This is a genomic window from Alphaproteobacteria bacterium (genome assembly GCA_035625915.1).
In the GTDB taxonomy this organism is placed as follows: domain Bacteria; phylum Pseudomonadota; class Alphaproteobacteria; order JACZXZ01; family JACZXZ01; genus DATDHA01.
The window spans coordinates 1-15,142 of sequence record DASPOR010000173.1; the positions used below are offsets into that span (position 1 = coordinate 1).

The window sequence follows — 15,142 nt, forward strand, 5'->3', positions numbered from 1 at the left end:
ACGAACCCCTCGACAAAATCGGGGAGGGCGTTTTCCTGACGCGCGACCTCGTGTCCGAGCCGGCGAACGTCATTTATCCGGAATCGCTCGCCGCCGCGGCCAAGGGTCTCGCCAAGCTCGGCGTCCGCATCGAAATTCTCGACGAGAAGCAGATGGCGAAGCTCGGCATGGGAGCGCTCTTGGGTGTCGGCCAGGGCAGCGCACGGCCGCCACGACTCGTGGTCATGCAGTGGCTCGGCAATCGCGGGGCGAAAGATAAGCGTCCGTTGGCCTTTATCGGCAAGGGGGTCACCTTCGACACCGGGGGCATATCGCTAAAGCCCGCCGCCAACATGGAAGACATGAAGTGGGACATGGGCGGTGCGGGGGTGGTGATCGGATTGATGAAAGCGCTCGCGGGGCGCAAGGCGAAGGCCAACGTCGTGGGCATCGCAGGCTGCGTTGAGAACATGCCGGACGGGCGCGCGCAGCGGCCGGGCGATATCGTGAAATCGATGTCGGGCCAGACAATCGAGGTTATCAATACCGATGCCGAGGGCCGCCTCGTCCTTGCGGATGCGATCTGGTACACCCACACGCGCTTCAAGCCGCGCTTCATGGTCGATCTCGCCACGCTGACCGGCGCTATCATCATCTCGCTCGGCCACGAATACGCGGGGCTCTTCGCGAACAATGAGGAGCTTGCAAAGCGGCTCATCGCCGCCGGCGAGGCCGTGGGCGAGCCGCTCTGGCGCATGCCCCTCGGCGACGAATATGACAAGGCGCTGAAATCGCCCGCGGCGGACATGAAAAACGTCGGCGACCGCGCCGGCGGCAGCATCACGGCAGCACAGTTCATCAAGCGCTTCGTCAACGACGTGCCCTGGGCGCATCTCGACATTGCCGGCATGGCCTGGTCCTCGAAGGACAAGCCGACGGTGCCGAAAGGCGGCACGGCATACGGCGTGCGCCTTTTGGATCGCCTGATCGCCGACTATTACGAAGGCAAGTGAGGACGGGAACGTCGGTGCCATAGAAAGCCCCGATTCGCGATGGGCCTCGTTATGTAATGACCGAGGTGTGGTTCTATCACCTGCAGCGGCGGGCCTTGGAGGAGGTGCTGCCGCAGCTCCTCGAGAAAGTCCTGGTGGCGAAGAAACGGGCTGTCGTGCTCCTCAGTTCGGAGGAGCGCGTCGAGGCCATCAACAATCTCCTCTGGACTTATGACGACGGCAACTTCCTGCCACACGGCAGCGCCCGCGACGGCTTTGCGGCCGAGCAACCGATCTGGCTCACGGCGAACGACGAGAATCCGAATAGCGCGGAAATCCTTGTCCTCGCCGACGGTGCCCATTCTGCGCAAATATCGCGATACGAGCGTTGCCTGGAGCTCTTCGACGGCAACGATGCCGCTTCGGTCGCCGCCGCGCGCAGTCGCTGGAAGGACTATAAGGACGCCGGCCACGACGTCGCGTACTGGCAGCAAGACACTCGTGGAAAATGGGAGAAAAAGGCGTGACGCGCACAAGCCCGCCATCTGTGCGATGGCCAGGGCTCGTAAGCGTTTTGGCGCTTTCGTGGGCCGTCCGTTAGTACCGGCCCCACGTCAAGCCGGCCGCAGGTGCGGCAGAATGCCTGCTACAGATTTCCCTTCTTCGTCTGATCGTAGAGATAACCGGCACCCGCACCCACCGCACCGCCGATAAGTCCGCCACACCAGACGCATCCGCCCGTGAGCGCGGTTCCAACCAGGCCGACGCCGGCACCGATCCCGGCCCCGCTCAGTGTGCGTTGCTCAGTGTCGTTCATATCGCTGCACGCCGCGGTACCCAGAAGCGCGACGGCGGCAAGCGGAACAAGGACTCGTTTCATCGCAAAGGCTCCTTTGGCATCTTGACCCAGCACCGGCTTCAGACGGGGCACCCGACCAGAGCGCAACCTTGCAGCCCTATTCGTTAAGTTTTTACTAACAGCCCATAAATCTTGCGTCACGCCTTACCCACAGCCCCAATCCCATGAATCCGGCGGTCTGGTCCCAGATAATCGGGAGGTCTCTTCCGGACCAGAGTCAATCCCGAGTCAAAAATGAGTCGAAATCGAGTCGGACTCCCTCGGCAGCCGGATGTCACGAGCCGGGATTAGCGGTATCGAGAGCTTCCTGGGCCGAAAGCCAGGCTTCTTCGGCCGATGCAAGGGCCTTTTTGATGTCGCCGAGGCGGATCTGCAATTCCATGACCCGTGCCGTGGGACCGAGGTAGATTTCGGGATCGGCAAGCAGAAGCTCTAGCCTTGCCAGTTCGGCGGTCAAACGCTCGATGCGCGCCTCGGCGGCTTGGGCGGCCTTCTTGAGGTGCGCTACCGCGGCGCGCGCGTCGGCGTTGGCGCGGCGCAATTCCCTTTTGCTCGGCTTGCCGACGGCCCCTTCGTTTCGCTTGCCGGCGGCATCCTTGCTGCCGTCGCTCAATTTGCCGCGTCGTTCGTCAAGCAGAAGGTTGCGGTAGTCGTCGAGATCGCCCTCGTAGGCGGTTACGGTGCCGTCCTTCACAAGCCAAAGCCGATCGGCGGTCAACTCGACCGTATGGGGGTCGTGGCTGACGATGATGACGGCGCCGTCATAGTCGTTGAGCGCCTCGACAAGGGCTTCGCGAGCGTCGATATCGAGATGGTTAGTCGGCTCGTCGAGCAGCATGAGATTGGGCGCGTTGCGGCTCATGAGCGCAAAGAGCAGGCGCGCCTTCTCCCCGCCGGAGAGGGCACCTGCCCTGACCTCGGCGCGCATCTGCGTGAAGCCGAAGCGCCCGAGATGGGCGCGCACCTGCGTATCGTCCGATTTGGACATGAGGCGCTTCATATGCTCGAAGGGCGTCGCCGCGAGATCGAGTTCCTCCGCCTGATCCTGCGCGAAGTAGCCGACCTTGAGCTTGCCCGAAGCGCGCCGTTGGCCTTGCAACGGCGCAAGCCGGCCTGCGAGCAGTTTCATCAATGTCGACTTGCCGTTGCCGTTGGCGCCGAGCAGCGCTATGCGATCGTCCGGGTCTACGCGTAAGGATAGCCTGCTCAGTATCGGCGCATCGGGTGCATACCCCGCGGCCGCACCCTCGAGTGCCAGGAGCGGGGGAGGTAGCTTTTCTGGGCTCGGAAACTCGAAGCGCACCACGTTCTCCTCGGCGACGGCGACGACGGGCTCCATCCGCTCGAGCGCCTTGAGCCGGCTTTGCGCTTGGCGGGCCTTGCTCGCCTTGGCGCGAAAGCGGTCGATGAAGGCCTGGATATGCCGGCGCTCCGCCATCTGGCGGGAAGCGAGCGCGGCCCGGTGAGCAAGGCGCTCGCGCCGCGTTCGCTCGAAGCGATCGAAGCCGCCGCTATAGAGGACGAGTTTGCCGCCGTCGATGTGGAGAATACGGTCGACCACCTTGTTCAGGAGTTCGCGGTCGTGGCTCACCACGAGGACGGTGTTCGAGTAGCTGGCGAGGAAGTTTTCGAGCCACATGGTGGCTTCGAGGTCGAGATGGTTGGTCGGTTCGTCGAGGAGGAGGAGATCGGGGGCTGCAAAAAGTGCGGCCGCGAGTGCGACGCGCATTCGCCATCCGCCCGAGAAGTCGCTGAGCGGCCTCGACTGTGCCGCCTCGTTGAAACCGAGGCCGGCGAGAATCCGGGCCGCGCGCGGAATGGCGCGGTGCGCCTCGATGTCCGTCAGGCGATGATGGATATCGGCGATGCGTTGCGGATCGCCGGTCTGCTCCGCTTCCGCGAGGAGGGTGGCGCGTTCCCGATCCGCCTTGAGAACGAATTCCACGAGCGTGTCGGAAGCCGGCGGCATCTCCTGGGCCACCGTGCCGACCTTTAGCCCGGAGGTGAGCTGGATCTCGCCGCCGTCGGAATCGATCTCTCGCAAGATCAGACGCAGAAGCGTCGTCTTGCCGGCACCGTTCTTGCCGACGAGGCCGACGCGGGCGCCGTCGGCGATTGTCGCCGATGCGCGTTCGAAGAGGTTGCGACCGGCGATCCGATAGGTGAGGTCGGCGATCTGAAGCATATAACGGGTCTCGGACGCAGGTTTTCCAGCGCTGGGTGATACAGTGGTTGCCCTCGGCGCTCAAGCTGTCTATAAGCGCGGCGCAGATTGGTCCGCGCCGATCGGGGATCCACGCGAGCCAACCGCCAATTCAGCAAATATTGGGAGCGAGTTTTCCATGGCCATCGAGCAAACCCTCTCGATCATCAAGCCCGATGCCACGCGCCGCAACCTGACCGGCCAAATCAACGCGCGCTTCGAGTCGGCCGGGCTCAGGATCGTCGCACAAAAGCGCCTATGGCTTACGCGCGGTCAAGCCGAACGTTTTTATGCCGTGCATAGGGAGCGGCCGTTCTTCAAAAGCCTCTGCGATTTCATGATCTCGGGTCCCGTCGTCGTGCAGGTTTTGGAGGGAGAGGGCGCCGTCGCAAGGAACCGCGACGTCATGGGAGCGACCAACCCGGCAAACGCTGCGCCGGGCACCATCCGCAAGGACTTCGCCGAATCGATCGAGGCGAATTCGGTGCACGGGTCCGACGCTCCTGAAACCGCCCGGAGCGAGATCGGCTTCTTCTTCAGCACGCTCGAACTCGTCGGATAACCAGGCGAACCGTCGAATTTAAGCACTGGCGTGCGAACGGGCCGCTTGCCCCTCCAAGAGAGGACCGAATGAGCGTTCAGGCAGGAAGACAAATGCCGAATCGCGGAATCGATATTCTTGCAAGCGGTCGCGGGGCGATCAAAGCAGGAAAATCGCGAGCAGCGAGAGCACCACGATAACGGATCCGAGGCCGATGGTCGCAACACGGATGAAGCCATGCCACGTGTCGAGGTGCGATTGCATGTCGAAATCGGCGGCCATCGAAAATTCTCCCTTGTGCAACTGCCCTTGCGACCGGCGCCCATATTGCCCGAGGCCTGCTTAGACGGGCAAGGGGCAATGTCTCCCGCCTATTGCGCATCACGGATGCTGTCGACGTCCAGGGCTTCGATGGCCGGCCGGGCGTCATCGTCGATCCGCACGCGGCCGCTTTCGACGTGGACGCGACCTTCGGCGATCAAGCGCAGTGCAAGGGGATAGCAGCGATGCTCGGCCTTGAGCACGCGGGCCGCGAGGATAGCCGCATCGTCATTTGGGCGGACGGGGACCCTGGCCTGCAGGATGATGGGACCTGCGTCGAGTTCGGGTGTGACGAAATGCACGGTGCATCCGTGAAGACGCTCGCCGGTCTCGATCGCGCGCTCGTGCGTGCGAAGGCCGCGGAAGGAGGGTAGCAAGGACGGATGAATGTTGATGATTTTGCCCGCCCATGCCGCGATGAAGCCCTCCGACAACACCCGCATGAAGCCGGCGAGGCAAACGAGGTCGACGCCTTTCTCGCGCAATGCTGCATCGAGTGACGCGTCGAATGCCTCACGCGTGGCGAATCGACCGTGTTCGATCACCGCGCTCGGGATACCTGCTTTTTCCGCCCGGGTGAGGCCGGCGGCTTGCGCCACATTTGAAATCACCAGCACGATCGCGGCGGGAAAACCGGGTGCTTCGCAGGCGTCGATGAGGGCTTGCAGATTGCTGCCGCGACCGGATATGAGCACGCCGACCTTGAGCGGCACGCCCATTCTCAATCGCTCCACGCGGCGTCCATATTCTTGATGACGACCTCCGGCTCGGCCATTCGCTGACTGATGACGGCGCCGATCCGGTAAACCGTCTCTCCGCCTTGCACGAGAATTCTCGTGGCCAGCTCGACGTCTTCAGGGTGGGCCACCGCCACCATGCCGATGCCGCAGTTGAAGGTCCGCGCGAGCTCCCGCGAGGGGATGTTCGCCGCACGGCGCAGCCAGCGAAAGACGGGAAGGAGCGGCCAGGATCTCGCATCGAGCTCGACGCCGGTGCCGCGCGGCAGCACGCGTGGGATATTCTCGAAGAGCCCGCCACCCGTGATGTGCGCAAGCGCCTGGACCGCACCAGCCCGCGCTGCGGCCAGGCAACTTCGCACATAGATGCGCGTCGGCGTCAGAAGCGCTTCTCCGAGCGAGCAGCTTCGATCGAAGGGGGCCGGATCGCCGTAGCTCAGTCCCTGTTCCTCGACCACTTTGCGCACGAGCGAGAAGCCGTTCGAATGCACGCCAGAGGCGGCCAGCCCGAGGATCACGTCGCCGGCGCGCACCGACGATCCCGTGAGCACGTCGCCGCGCTCGACCGCACCGACCGCGAAGCCGGCAAGATCGTAGTCCCGCTCGGCATAGATGCCGGGCATCTCCGCCGTCTCACCGCCGATCAAGGCGCAGCCCGCGTCCACGCAGCCGCGCGCAATACCCTTGATCACGGCGGTGGCGTGGACCACGTCGAGCTTGCCCGTCGCGAAGTAGTCGAGCATGAGGAGCGGCTCCGCCCCCTGCACGACAAGATCGTTCACAACCATCGCCACGAGATCGATGCCGATCTCGTCGTGCCGCCCGGCCGCGATCGCAACCTTGAGCTTGGTGCCTACGCCGTCGGTGGTCGATACCAGGATCGGGTCCTTGTAACCGGCGGCCCTGAGATCGAAGAGGGCGCCGAACCCGCCGAGGGTGGCGTCTGCCCCCTTGCGCCGGGTCGCGCGCGCAAACGGCTTAATGGCCTCGACTAGCGCCTCGCCCGCATCGATGTCAACGCCCGCGTCCTTGTATGTCCGGGTGGTATGGTCGCTCGAGGTCGTTATGGCTTCCTCGTCCGGATGAGAGCGGGTATAACGGGCTGCGGCCCACGAACCCAAGGCCGACAATACTTGATCCAGAACGGTTTGCAATGTTCCAACGAAGCCGCAACCTCGCCAAGCCTTGGGCGGCGAGAAACCCATTCCCGCTCGCGATCCCCGTCATACCGATTGTCCTGAGCATTTGGGGCCTTGTCTTGCTCGCACCGGTATCGCCGGCGTCGGCGCAAAGTGCAGACGTGTTCACGGTGCGCGACGTGCACGTCGACGAGACCGCAGGGACCGCGGCGCAAGCCCGTGAGCATGCCCTTGCGGTCGGCCAACGGCTCGCGATTCAGCAACTCTTCGCACGGCTCACATTGAAGGAGGACGAAGCGCGTCTCCCACGCCTGAGTGACGCGGAGCTTGCCGACGTGGTCGGGAGCTATGAGGTGCAAACTGAGAAGAACTCCCCCGTCCGCTACATAGGAACGCTCACCTATCACTTCAATCAGCGCGGCATCGAGCAAATTCTGCGCGATCGCGGTATTCCCTTCGCGGCGACGATGAGCAAGCCCATCGTGGTGCTTCCAGTCCTTCAGTCAGGCAATGGCCAGTCTTTATGGGACGAGCCCAATCCGTGGAGGCGCGCTTGGACGAGCCTGCCGCCAGCCGGCGGTCTCGTGCCTTTCGTGGTGCCAGGCGGGGATCGCCAGGACAGCGACACCTTGAATGCCGACGACGCCGTGCGGGGAAACGCGGACAAGCTGACGGCACTCGCCAGGCGTTACGCAACGAACTCGACCCTCGTTGCGATCGCGAGTCCCCGCGGCGACGCCAACAGCACCATCGCGCGCATCGATGTCTCTTATAGCCGGCAGGGTGGAGGCGGTGCTACACCCGCAACCGTGATCAGCGTCAGCGGCCAGCCGGCCGAATCGAGCGACGCCCTTTTCGCCCGTGCCGCACGCCAGGTCGAAGACGATGTCAGCGAGCGGTGGAAGCAAGAAAACCTCATCCACTTCGGACAGGCGCAGGAGGCGATTGTCACGGTACCGCTCGCCTCTCTCGAAGATTGGGTCCGGATCCGCCGTGCCCTCGAACAAATTCCGTTCGTAAGCCGGGTAGACCTTGTCTATTTCGCACGCGACGAGGCGCGCGTCGATCTCCATTACCTCGGCGATCCGGGCCAGCTCAAGCTGGCACTGGCCCAGCGCGACCTGCTCCTTACGGATGACGCGGGCGGCATGATGCTTCGGCCCGCATCGGGTGCTGCCGCGAAGGAGAGTGCGACGGAGTAAAGGGGAGGTGGTCGAAGCGGCCGTGATCAATCTGCCCAATCTCGTAACGCTGTCTCGGCTGCTCGCTTCACCGCTTGCCGTCTACCTTATCTTGAACGAAGCATGGACTGTAGCATTCTGGCTTTTCCTGATTGCGGGTTTGTCGGATGCGCTCGACGGTTATCTCGCCGTCCGGCTCAATGCGCACACGCGCGTCGGCAGCATCCTCGATCCTTTGGCCGACAAAGTCCTGCTGGTCAGTGTTTTCGTCGTGATGGGATATGAACATAGACTACCGCAATGGATCGTCATCCTCGTGGTATTTCGCGATCTCCTGATCATCGGCGGTGCGCTGCTCGTGCATGCCTTGACGGGCAAGCTCGAAATGCGCCCGCTCATGATTAGCAAGATCAATACGGTCATGCAGTTCATCTTGCCGGCCTATGTGCTCGGAACGCTCAGTCTTGGGATCGACGACACCCGGATTCAACCCGTGCTCATCTGGATTGTCGCGGCAACGACGTGCCTTTCGGGCGCTGCCTACGTGGTGGTCTGGACGCGGCGCACCGCGGACCTCGGGGACGGCGGATGAGGGTCGTCAAATCGCCCGTCACAAGATCGCGCCGAGGCCTTTCGACGCGCGAAACCCATCTGCCGCCGACATAGAGGGATATAGCGTGGCCCAGCTCACCCTCGATCTCGGTCACCGGCCCGCCTTCGGGCGGGAGGATTTTCTGGTGTCCCCTTGCAACGCGGAAGCAGTCGCCTGGCTCGATCGCTGGCCCGATTGGCCGGCGCCGGCGCTGACGGTGTATGGCGCCCCCGGCTGCGGCAAGAGCCACTTGGCTCAAGTGTGGCGCGCACGTTCGGGCGCTTCGGTCATGGCGCGTGAGGCACTTGTCACCGCGTCGCTCGACGAACGCGTCGGTGCAGGAATGGCGTTCATCGTCGAGGATGCGGATTGCGGCCTGGATGAGCGGGCGCTGCTTCATCTCTACAACATGCTCGCCGAGCGAGGTGGGCACCTTCTCGTGACCTCGGCAATCGCACCCGCACGTCTTGCGATCAAGCTCGCCGATCTGCGCTCACGCCTCGTGGCCGCACCCGCCGTCGCAGTTGCACCACCCGACGAAGCGCTGATCGGCGCATTGCTCGTCAAGCTCTTCGCCGATCGGCAGCTCCGCGTGGAAGCTGAGCTGATCGGCTTTCTTTTGGCGCGGATGGAGCGCTCCTACGAGGCGGCATGCGCCCTCGTCGACCGGCTCGACGCCGCGGCCCTTGCGGCCCGGCGGCGGATTACGGTACCTCTAGCTCGCGAAGTGCTGAGTCGTATCGGCTCAACCGAGCGCACCTGAGGGAGGGCGAGCATGGATCTCGGAATTGCCGGCAAGAAGGCGATTGTTTGCGCGGCGAGCAAGGGCCTCGGCAAGGCATGCGCTTTCTCACTCGCACGCGAAGGCGCCGACGTCACGATCCTCGCGCGCACGCGCGAAACGCTCGACGCGACGGCTGCCGAAATTCGCGCCAAAACGGGAAGCAAGGTGACCGCGGTCGCCTGCGACATCACCACCGACGAAGGCCGCGCTGCCGCGCTCGCCGCATGTCCCAGTCCCGACATCCTCGTGAACAATGCGGGCGGCCCACCGCCAGGCGACTTTCGCGAATGGGACAAGGATGCGTGGTTCAAGGCGCTCAACAACAACATGGTAACGCCCATCCTTCTGATAAAATCGACCGTCGACGGCATGATCGCGCGCAAGTGGGGCCGCATCGTCAACATCACGTCGGGTGCGGTGAAGGCGCCCATTCCAACACTCGGCCTGTCGAATGGTGCGCGCACCGGCTTGACCGGTTTCGTCGCCGGCCTCGCGCGTCAGACCGTCAGGCACAACGTCACGATCAACGGCCTCCTGCCCGGCCCCTTCGAAACGGATCGATTGCTCGACACTGTGCGGTTCCAGGCCCAAAAACTCGGCAAGTCCTACGATGAACAGTTGGCCCAGACCCGAGCCGCAAACCCCGCCGGTCGAATCGGTATTCCCGCCGAATTCGGGGACGCCTGCGCCTATCTTTGCAGCGCACAGGCGAGCTTCATCACGGGCCAAAACTTTTTAATGGATGGGGGCGCTTACCAAGGTACGCTGTAACATATTGCAATAAAACCGCCATTTTTGTTATCCCCGTTACACACAGGCTGTGTACGCGTACTAGCCGTGCGGCAGTTGTCCGCAATGGGCCATTTCGGATACACTTCGTTCCGCTGGGTGGCGCCAAACAGACAATAGAAATCTTCAAGGCGAGCGTGGGGTTAGGTCAACCGCGCCGGGGCCGGGATGAACGACGAAATCGAACTCAAGCTTGCGGTCGCGCCCGAGCATGTCGAGCGGCTGAAGCGGCATCCCATTTTGCGTGCCCTCAAGGAAACGCGCGGTACGACCAAGCGTCTTGTCAGCACTTATTACGACACGCCGGCACTCGAACTTCTGCACAAAGCTGTCGCACTTCGCGTGCGGAAAATCGGGCAGCAGCGGATCCAGACGATCAAGCGCGAGCCGAAAGCGGGCAAAAGCCTGATCGCGCGCCAGGAGTGGGAAAAGCATATCGACGGTGACCGCCCGGATATCTCGATGGTTGAAGATCCCGAACTTCGGAGTTTGATTGAAACCCACGCCAACGAGGGCGAACTCAAGCCGGTATTCGTAACGGACGTGACGCGGCAGGTTTGGCCGATTCGCATGGGTACGAGCAGAATCGAATGTGCGCTCGATGTCGGCGAGATCAAGGCCGAAGGCAAGACCGCACCGGTATGCGAGGTCGAACTCGGTCTTGTTTCCGGGACACCGTCCAAGCTTTTCGAGCTGGCCCGCAAGCTGAACAAGACCATACCGCTCAGGCTCGAGCACACGAGCAAGGCGGAACGCGGCTATAACCTCCTGACCGGCGTGACACCGGCCCCCAAGCGAGCGGCCGCCGTGCATCTCGAAAGCGAGATGACCGTGCGAAGTGCTTTTGCCGCGATTGCTCGCGGCTGCGTGATGCACATACTCGACAACGTGGAAAGCGCGCATCACGGCGAGGATCCTGAAGGCCTTCATCAGCTTCGTGTCGGCATCAGGCGCTTGCGCGCTGCCTTCTCGGTCTTCCGCGAGGCGATTCCGGAGACGGATAGGGAGGCGATCGGGGGCCAACTTCGCCGGCTCCAGCAAGAGCTCGGCCCCGCACGGGAATGGGATGTCTTCATAGACAGCACGATGCGGATCGTTGCGAAGCGGCTTCATAGCGCCAAAGGGCTGGATGTCCTTCTCGATGCTGCCGAAGGAGAACGGCGGCGCGGCTACGAACGCGCACGGACAGCGCTCACGGATCCACTCTGCACGGATTTGCTTCTCCATCTCGAGGCATGGCTGGATGGAATGCTCACGAATGGCATCAACTTCACCAACGGCCACAAGCATGAAGGCGAAGACACCCTCAATGGTGTCCTCGACCGGCCCATCCTCGCGTTCGCGACCGAGGTATTGCGCGCGCGCCATGCGAAGGTTCTCAAGCTCGGCGCTCGAGGCCGCAAGATCAGCGACGATGAGATTCACGAGCTGCGCATCCGCGTGAAGAAATTGCGGTATGCGATCGAGTTCTTCCGCGACCTTTACAACGACAAATCCATCAAACGCTTCACGACGACCCTGAGAGGACTACAGGAGGTCCTCGGCACGGCCCATGACGCCCTTGTGGCCGACGATCTGATCCCGCGCCTCGAGACGATCGCAGATGTTGGGGCGGAGCGGGCGATCGGCCAGCTTCAGGGCTGGTGCGCGGCCCAAATCAAGCACGACCGCAAGCGGCTCGATGCATTGTGGGGCAATTTCGCCCGCCTTCGCCCGTTCTGGAAATAGCGCGGATTCGCAGTCGATCCGGATTCCCGATCGTCGCCTTAGTCAGCGTCGCGAGGCGTCCAGAGGCGGACGAGTTCAGCCGTCCCCGCATCGAGGGCGCGCCATTTCGTCCCGGAAAAATTCAATTCGGCCAACGCCGCCGTTGGAAATTTGACGGCAAGTCGATCGAGCATTGCCCGGTCGCCGCGGCCGGCCAGCGATTGCGCAAGCCCTTGGAGGCCGGGATTGTGCCCGATCAGCATCGCCGAGGGCGTGTCATCTGGCACGCGCCGAAGCCGTCCCAAGAGCTTTCGCGCACTCGCGAGGTAAAGCTGCCGTTCGACGGAGAGCGTATATTTGTTCGTGAACGCAGGCGCTATGCGCTTGAAGGTTTCCTGCGTCCGCGTCGCAGATGAGCAAAGAATCAGCTCCGGTGCGACGCCGAACCTCGATATGGCCTCGACCAGTGCTCGGCAGGCCCGCTTGCCGCGGCCTGACAGGCTGCGATCGAAATCGGCAAGGCCCGGTTCGTCCCAGCTCGATTTGGCGTGCCGCAGAAGATAGAGCGTTTTCATGATCGTTTCGTTACATAGGGGCTGACCGCCAACGCCTCGATCATGACACGCGCCGGGCCAAAGAGTAATATCCGACAGCGGCGAAGCATGTGGTGTCATATCCGGGCGGTAACGTCGGGGCCGGATTTTCCCGAGACTCACGTTGTCGGCACGCTGCCGTCGGTAAAAGGCGAGAGGAGGTTCAAGTGCGCGACGACAGGCAAATGGTCGACGTCCCATTGGACGCCGGTTCGGAAGACCGCTTCATCAACCGTGAGCTTTCCTGGCTTGCCTTCAATGAGCGCGTGCTGGCCGAAGCCGAAAATCCGAATCATCCGCTTCTTGAGCGTCTTCGCTTTGTCTCGATCTCCGCGAGCAACCTCGACGAGTTCTACATGGTGCGCGTCGCCGGCCTCAAGGCGCAAATGGCTGCCGGCGTGACGACGCCGAGCCAGGACGGGTTGACTCCCGCCGAGCAACTCGAGGGGATAAGTAATCGCACAAGCGACCTCGTCCATAGTCAGCAGCGGCTCTGGCGCATCCTTCGGAACGAATTGAACGAGGCGGGATTGTCGGTGGTCGAGGCGCACGAGTTTTCCGAGAAGGAGCGGGATTGGGTCGAGGAATATTTCAACGATCAGATTTTTCCGGTCCTGACCCCGCTTGCCATCGACCCGGCGCATCCATTCCCATTCATTCCCAATCTCGGCTTTTCGATCGTGCTCGAGCTCTCGCGAGCCGAGGATGGGAAGAATCTGATGGCGCTCGTGCCGATTCCAAACCAGATCGATCGCTTCACGCGCCTTCCGGGGCGGAAGATCCGTTTTCTTCCGGTCGAAGGCGTTGTGGGTCTCTTTCTCGATCGCCTGTTTCCGGGATTCGAGGTTCTGGGTCTCGGTCTGTTCCGCGTATTGCGCGACAGCGAGGTTGAAATCGAGGAAGAAGCGGAGGACCTCGTCCGCGTCTTCGAATCGGCACTCAAGCGTCGGCGTCGCGGCAACGTCATCCACCTCGTCATCAACCAGGGCATGCCCCCCGCAATCGCGCGATTTGTGATCGACAAGTTTCGCGTCGCCCAAGCGGACGTCGCGGAGGTCGACGGCCTAATCGGATTGGCGAGTACCAAGGAGTTGATCGTTTCCGAGCGGCGCGATCTGCTGTTCACGCCATATAATCCTCGTTTTCCCGAACGCATCAGGGATTTCGGCGGCGATTGTTTCGCGGCGATCCGCCACAAGGACATCATCGTGCATCATCCCTATGAAAGCTTCGATGTGGTGGTGCAGTTCATCCGGCAAGCCGCCGCCGATCCTGCCGTCGTCGCGATCAAGCAGACGCTTTACCGGACAAGCGACGATTCGCCGATCGTGAAGGCGCTCGTCGAAGCGGCTGAGGCCGGCAAGTCGGTCACCGCCGTCGTCGAGCTAAAGGCCCGCTTCGACGAAGCAGCCAACATCCGCTGGGCTCGCGATCTCGAGCGATCCGGCGCTCAGGTGATTTACGGATTCCTCGACCTCAAGACGCACGCCAAGGTCTCTCTCGTGGTGCGGCGTGAGGGCAAGGTACTCTGCTCCTATGTCCATTTCGGCACGGGCAATTACCACCCGATTACCGCGAAAATTTATACCGATCTCTCGTTCTTCACCTGCGATCCGGCCCTGTGTCACGATGCGGCGAGACTCTTCAACTTCATGACCGGATACGCGCGTCCGAGAAAGCCGGAAAAAATCGCGATCGCCCCCATCAACCTGCGCGAGTTTCTTCTGAGCCACATCGAAGCGGAAATCGCGCACTCCAAGGAAGGAAAGCCTGCGCAAATCTGGGCCAAGCTCAATTCGGTGGTCGATCCGCAGGTGATCGACGCGCTCTACCGGGCAAGCCAGGCGGGCGTTCAGATCGATCTCGTCGTACGTGGCATTTGCTGCTTGCGACCGGGCGTTCCGGGGCTGTCCGAGAATATCCGGGTCAAGAGCATCGTCGGGCGCTTTCTCGAACATGGCCGAATCGTTTGCTTTGGCGCCGGACATGCTTTGCCCTCGCCGGAGGCCAAGGTGTTCATCTCGTCGGCCGACTGGATGCCGCGGAATCTCGATCGTCGGGTCGAGACTCTCGTGCCGATCGAGAATCCAACGGTGCACGAGCAGGTCATGGGCCAAGTCATGGTCGCCAATCTGAAGGATGTTGCGCAAAGCTGGGTCCTTGGATCCAATGGCGGCTACACGCGCCTCAAGGCCGATAAGGGGGCCTTCAGCGCCCACACCTACTTCATGACGAACCCCAGCCTTTCAGGGCGCGGTAGCGCGCTCAAGAAGTCCAAGATCGTGCCGCGACTGATCTCGAAGCAGGTGTGAGGTCAACTCGTGGAGGCAAGCCGCCGGGCTGAGGCAGTCGTGGTGAAGTCGGCTCGGATCGGCGTGATCGACCTTGGGTCGAATTCAATCCGTCTCGTGGTCTACGATCGGCTGCGCCGCTCGCCCGCGGTCGAGTTCAACGAACGCGTCCTTTGCGGCCTAGGCCGCGGGCTTGCGCGCACCGGTCGTCTTAGTACCGACGGTCGGATGCGAGCCCTCGAAAACCTCGCGCGTTTTGTGCTGCTCGCACGGCATATGCAGGTCGACCGCCTCGACATCCTGGCGACGGCAGCCGTGCGCGACGCCACCGATGGCGCCCAATTTGTCGAGGAAGTAGAGCGGCGCTGCAAGCACAAGGTCCAGGTTGTCACCGGCCAGGACGAAGCGCGCTTATCGGCGCTTGGCGTGCTCTC

General features: G+C 62.6%; 16 protein-coding genes. 10 read left to right on the forward strand and 6 right to left on the reverse strand.

The features are described from left to right. Together VEJ16_13375 and VEJ16_13380 are read left to right on the forward strand one after the other, a co-directional pair. On the forward strand, positions 1 to 992 hold a 992-nt coding region (locus VEJ16_13375; GenBank protein HYB10654.1), incomplete at its 5' end, for a leucyl aminopeptidase. Positions 993 to 1,048: 56 nt separating this feature from the next. Then, complete coding sequence (locus VEJ16_13380) at positions 1,049 to 1,498, forward strand: DNA polymerase III subunit chi (protein ID HYB10655.1); 450 nt, start codon at positions 1,049 to 1,051, stop codon at positions 1,496 to 1,498. A gap of 119 nt (positions 1,499 to 1,617) precedes the next feature. Here VEJ16_13380 and VEJ16_13385 read toward each other — a convergent pair whose 3' ends face one another. Further along, entirely contained in the window at positions 1,618 to 1,851 is a 234-nt protein-coding gene (locus VEJ16_13385; protein HYB10656.1) for a hypothetical protein, read from the reverse strand. 253 nt (positions 1,852 to 2,104) lie between these two features. Further along, the gene (locus VEJ16_13390) at positions 2,105 to 4,015 is read right to left on the reverse strand and encodes an ABC-F family ATP-binding cassette domain-containing protein (GenBank protein HYB10657.1); all 1,911 of its coding nucleotides are present in this window, start codon (positions 4,013 to 4,015) and stop codon (positions 2,105 to 2,107) included. A gap of 157 nt (positions 4,016 to 4,172) precedes the next feature. On the opposite strand from VEJ16_13390, the gene ndk reads away from it, so the two are divergent. Further along, positions 4,173 to 4,595, forward strand: a complete 423-nt coding sequence (ndk, locus tag VEJ16_13395) for a nucleoside-diphosphate kinase (GenBank protein ID HYB10658.1) — start codon at positions 4,173 to 4,175, stop codon at positions 4,593 to 4,595. A 138-nt stretch (positions 4,596 to 4,733) separates the two neighbouring features. Here the strand turns inward: ndk and VEJ16_13400 are convergent, their stop codons facing one another. From VEJ16_13400 to purM, 3 genes are all read right to left on the reverse strand, one after another. Beyond that, the gene (locus VEJ16_13400) at positions 4,734 to 4,877 is read right to left on the reverse strand and encodes an aa3-type cytochrome c oxidase subunit IV (protein HYB10659.1); all 144 of its coding nucleotides are present in this window, start codon (positions 4,875 to 4,877) and stop codon (positions 4,734 to 4,736) included. Between the two features lie 68 nt (positions 4,878 to 4,945). Then, entirely contained in the window at positions 4,946 to 5,614 is a 669-nt protein-coding gene (gene purN, locus VEJ16_13405) for a phosphoribosylglycinamide formyltransferase (GenBank protein HYB10660.1), read from the reverse strand. A 2-nt stretch (positions 5,615 to 5,616) separates the two neighbouring features. Continuing rightward, positions 5,617 to 6,699, reverse strand: coding sequence for a phosphoribosylformylglycinamidine cyclo-ligase (purM, locus tag VEJ16_13410; protein ID HYB10661.1), 1,083 nt, complete (start codon positions 6,697 to 6,699; stop codon positions 5,617 to 5,619). Positions 6,700 to 6,785: 86 nt separating this feature from the next. Between purM and VEJ16_13415 the strand changes: the two genes are divergently transcribed. From VEJ16_13415 to VEJ16_13435, 5 genes are all read left to right on the forward strand, one after another. Continuing rightward, complete coding sequence (locus VEJ16_13415; protein HYB10662.1) at positions 6,786 to 7,973, forward strand: DUF2066 domain-containing protein; 1,188 nt, start codon at positions 6,786 to 6,788, stop codon at positions 7,971 to 7,973. Beyond that, the gene (locus VEJ16_13420; GenBank protein ID HYB10663.1) at positions 7,960 to 8,544 is read left to right on the forward strand and encodes a CDP-alcohol phosphatidyltransferase family protein; all 585 of its coding nucleotides are present in this window, start codon (positions 7,960 to 7,962) and stop codon (positions 8,542 to 8,544) included. The genes VEJ16_13415 and VEJ16_13420 overlap by 14 nt, the downstream gene beginning before the upstream one ends. A gap of 85 nt (positions 8,545 to 8,629) precedes the next feature. Beyond that, positions 8,630 to 9,307 carry a DnaA/Hda family protein gene (locus VEJ16_13425; GenBank protein HYB10664.1) on the forward strand — a complete coding sequence of 226 codons (678 nt, stop codon included), beginning with the start codon at positions 8,630 to 8,632 and terminating at the stop codon, positions 9,305 to 9,307. Positions 9,308 to 9,319: 12 nt separating this feature from the next. Continuing rightward, positions 9,320 to 10,099: an SDR family oxidoreductase gene (locus VEJ16_13430; protein HYB10665.1), complete on the forward strand. Its 780-nt coding sequence runs from the start codon at positions 9,320 to 9,322 to the stop codon at positions 10,097 to 10,099. A gap of 186 nt (positions 10,100 to 10,285) precedes the next feature. Further along, positions 10,286 to 11,845 (forward strand): CHAD domain-containing protein, encoded by a 1,560-nt coding sequence (locus VEJ16_13435; protein HYB10666.1) that lies wholly within the window; start codon positions 10,286 to 10,288, stop codon positions 11,843 to 11,845. A gap of 38 nt (positions 11,846 to 11,883) precedes the next feature. Here the strand turns inward: VEJ16_13435 and VEJ16_13440 are convergent, their stop codons facing one another. Continuing rightward, a complete protein-coding gene (locus VEJ16_13440; GenBank protein ID HYB10667.1) occupies positions 11,884 to 12,399 on the reverse strand; it encodes a histidine phosphatase family protein in 516 nt (171 codons plus the stop codon). A gap of 203 nt (positions 12,400 to 12,602) precedes the next feature. Between VEJ16_13440 and VEJ16_13445 the strand changes: the two genes are divergently transcribed. Continuing rightward, a complete protein-coding gene (locus VEJ16_13445) occupies positions 12,603 to 14,729 on the forward strand; it encodes an RNA degradosome polyphosphate kinase (protein ID HYB10668.1) in 2,127 nt (708 codons plus the stop codon). 9 nt (positions 14,730 to 14,738) lie between these two features. Then, positions 14,739 to 15,142 (forward strand): Ppx/GppA family phosphatase (locus VEJ16_13450; protein HYB10669.1); only part of this gene is annotated, 404 nt, incomplete at its 3' end.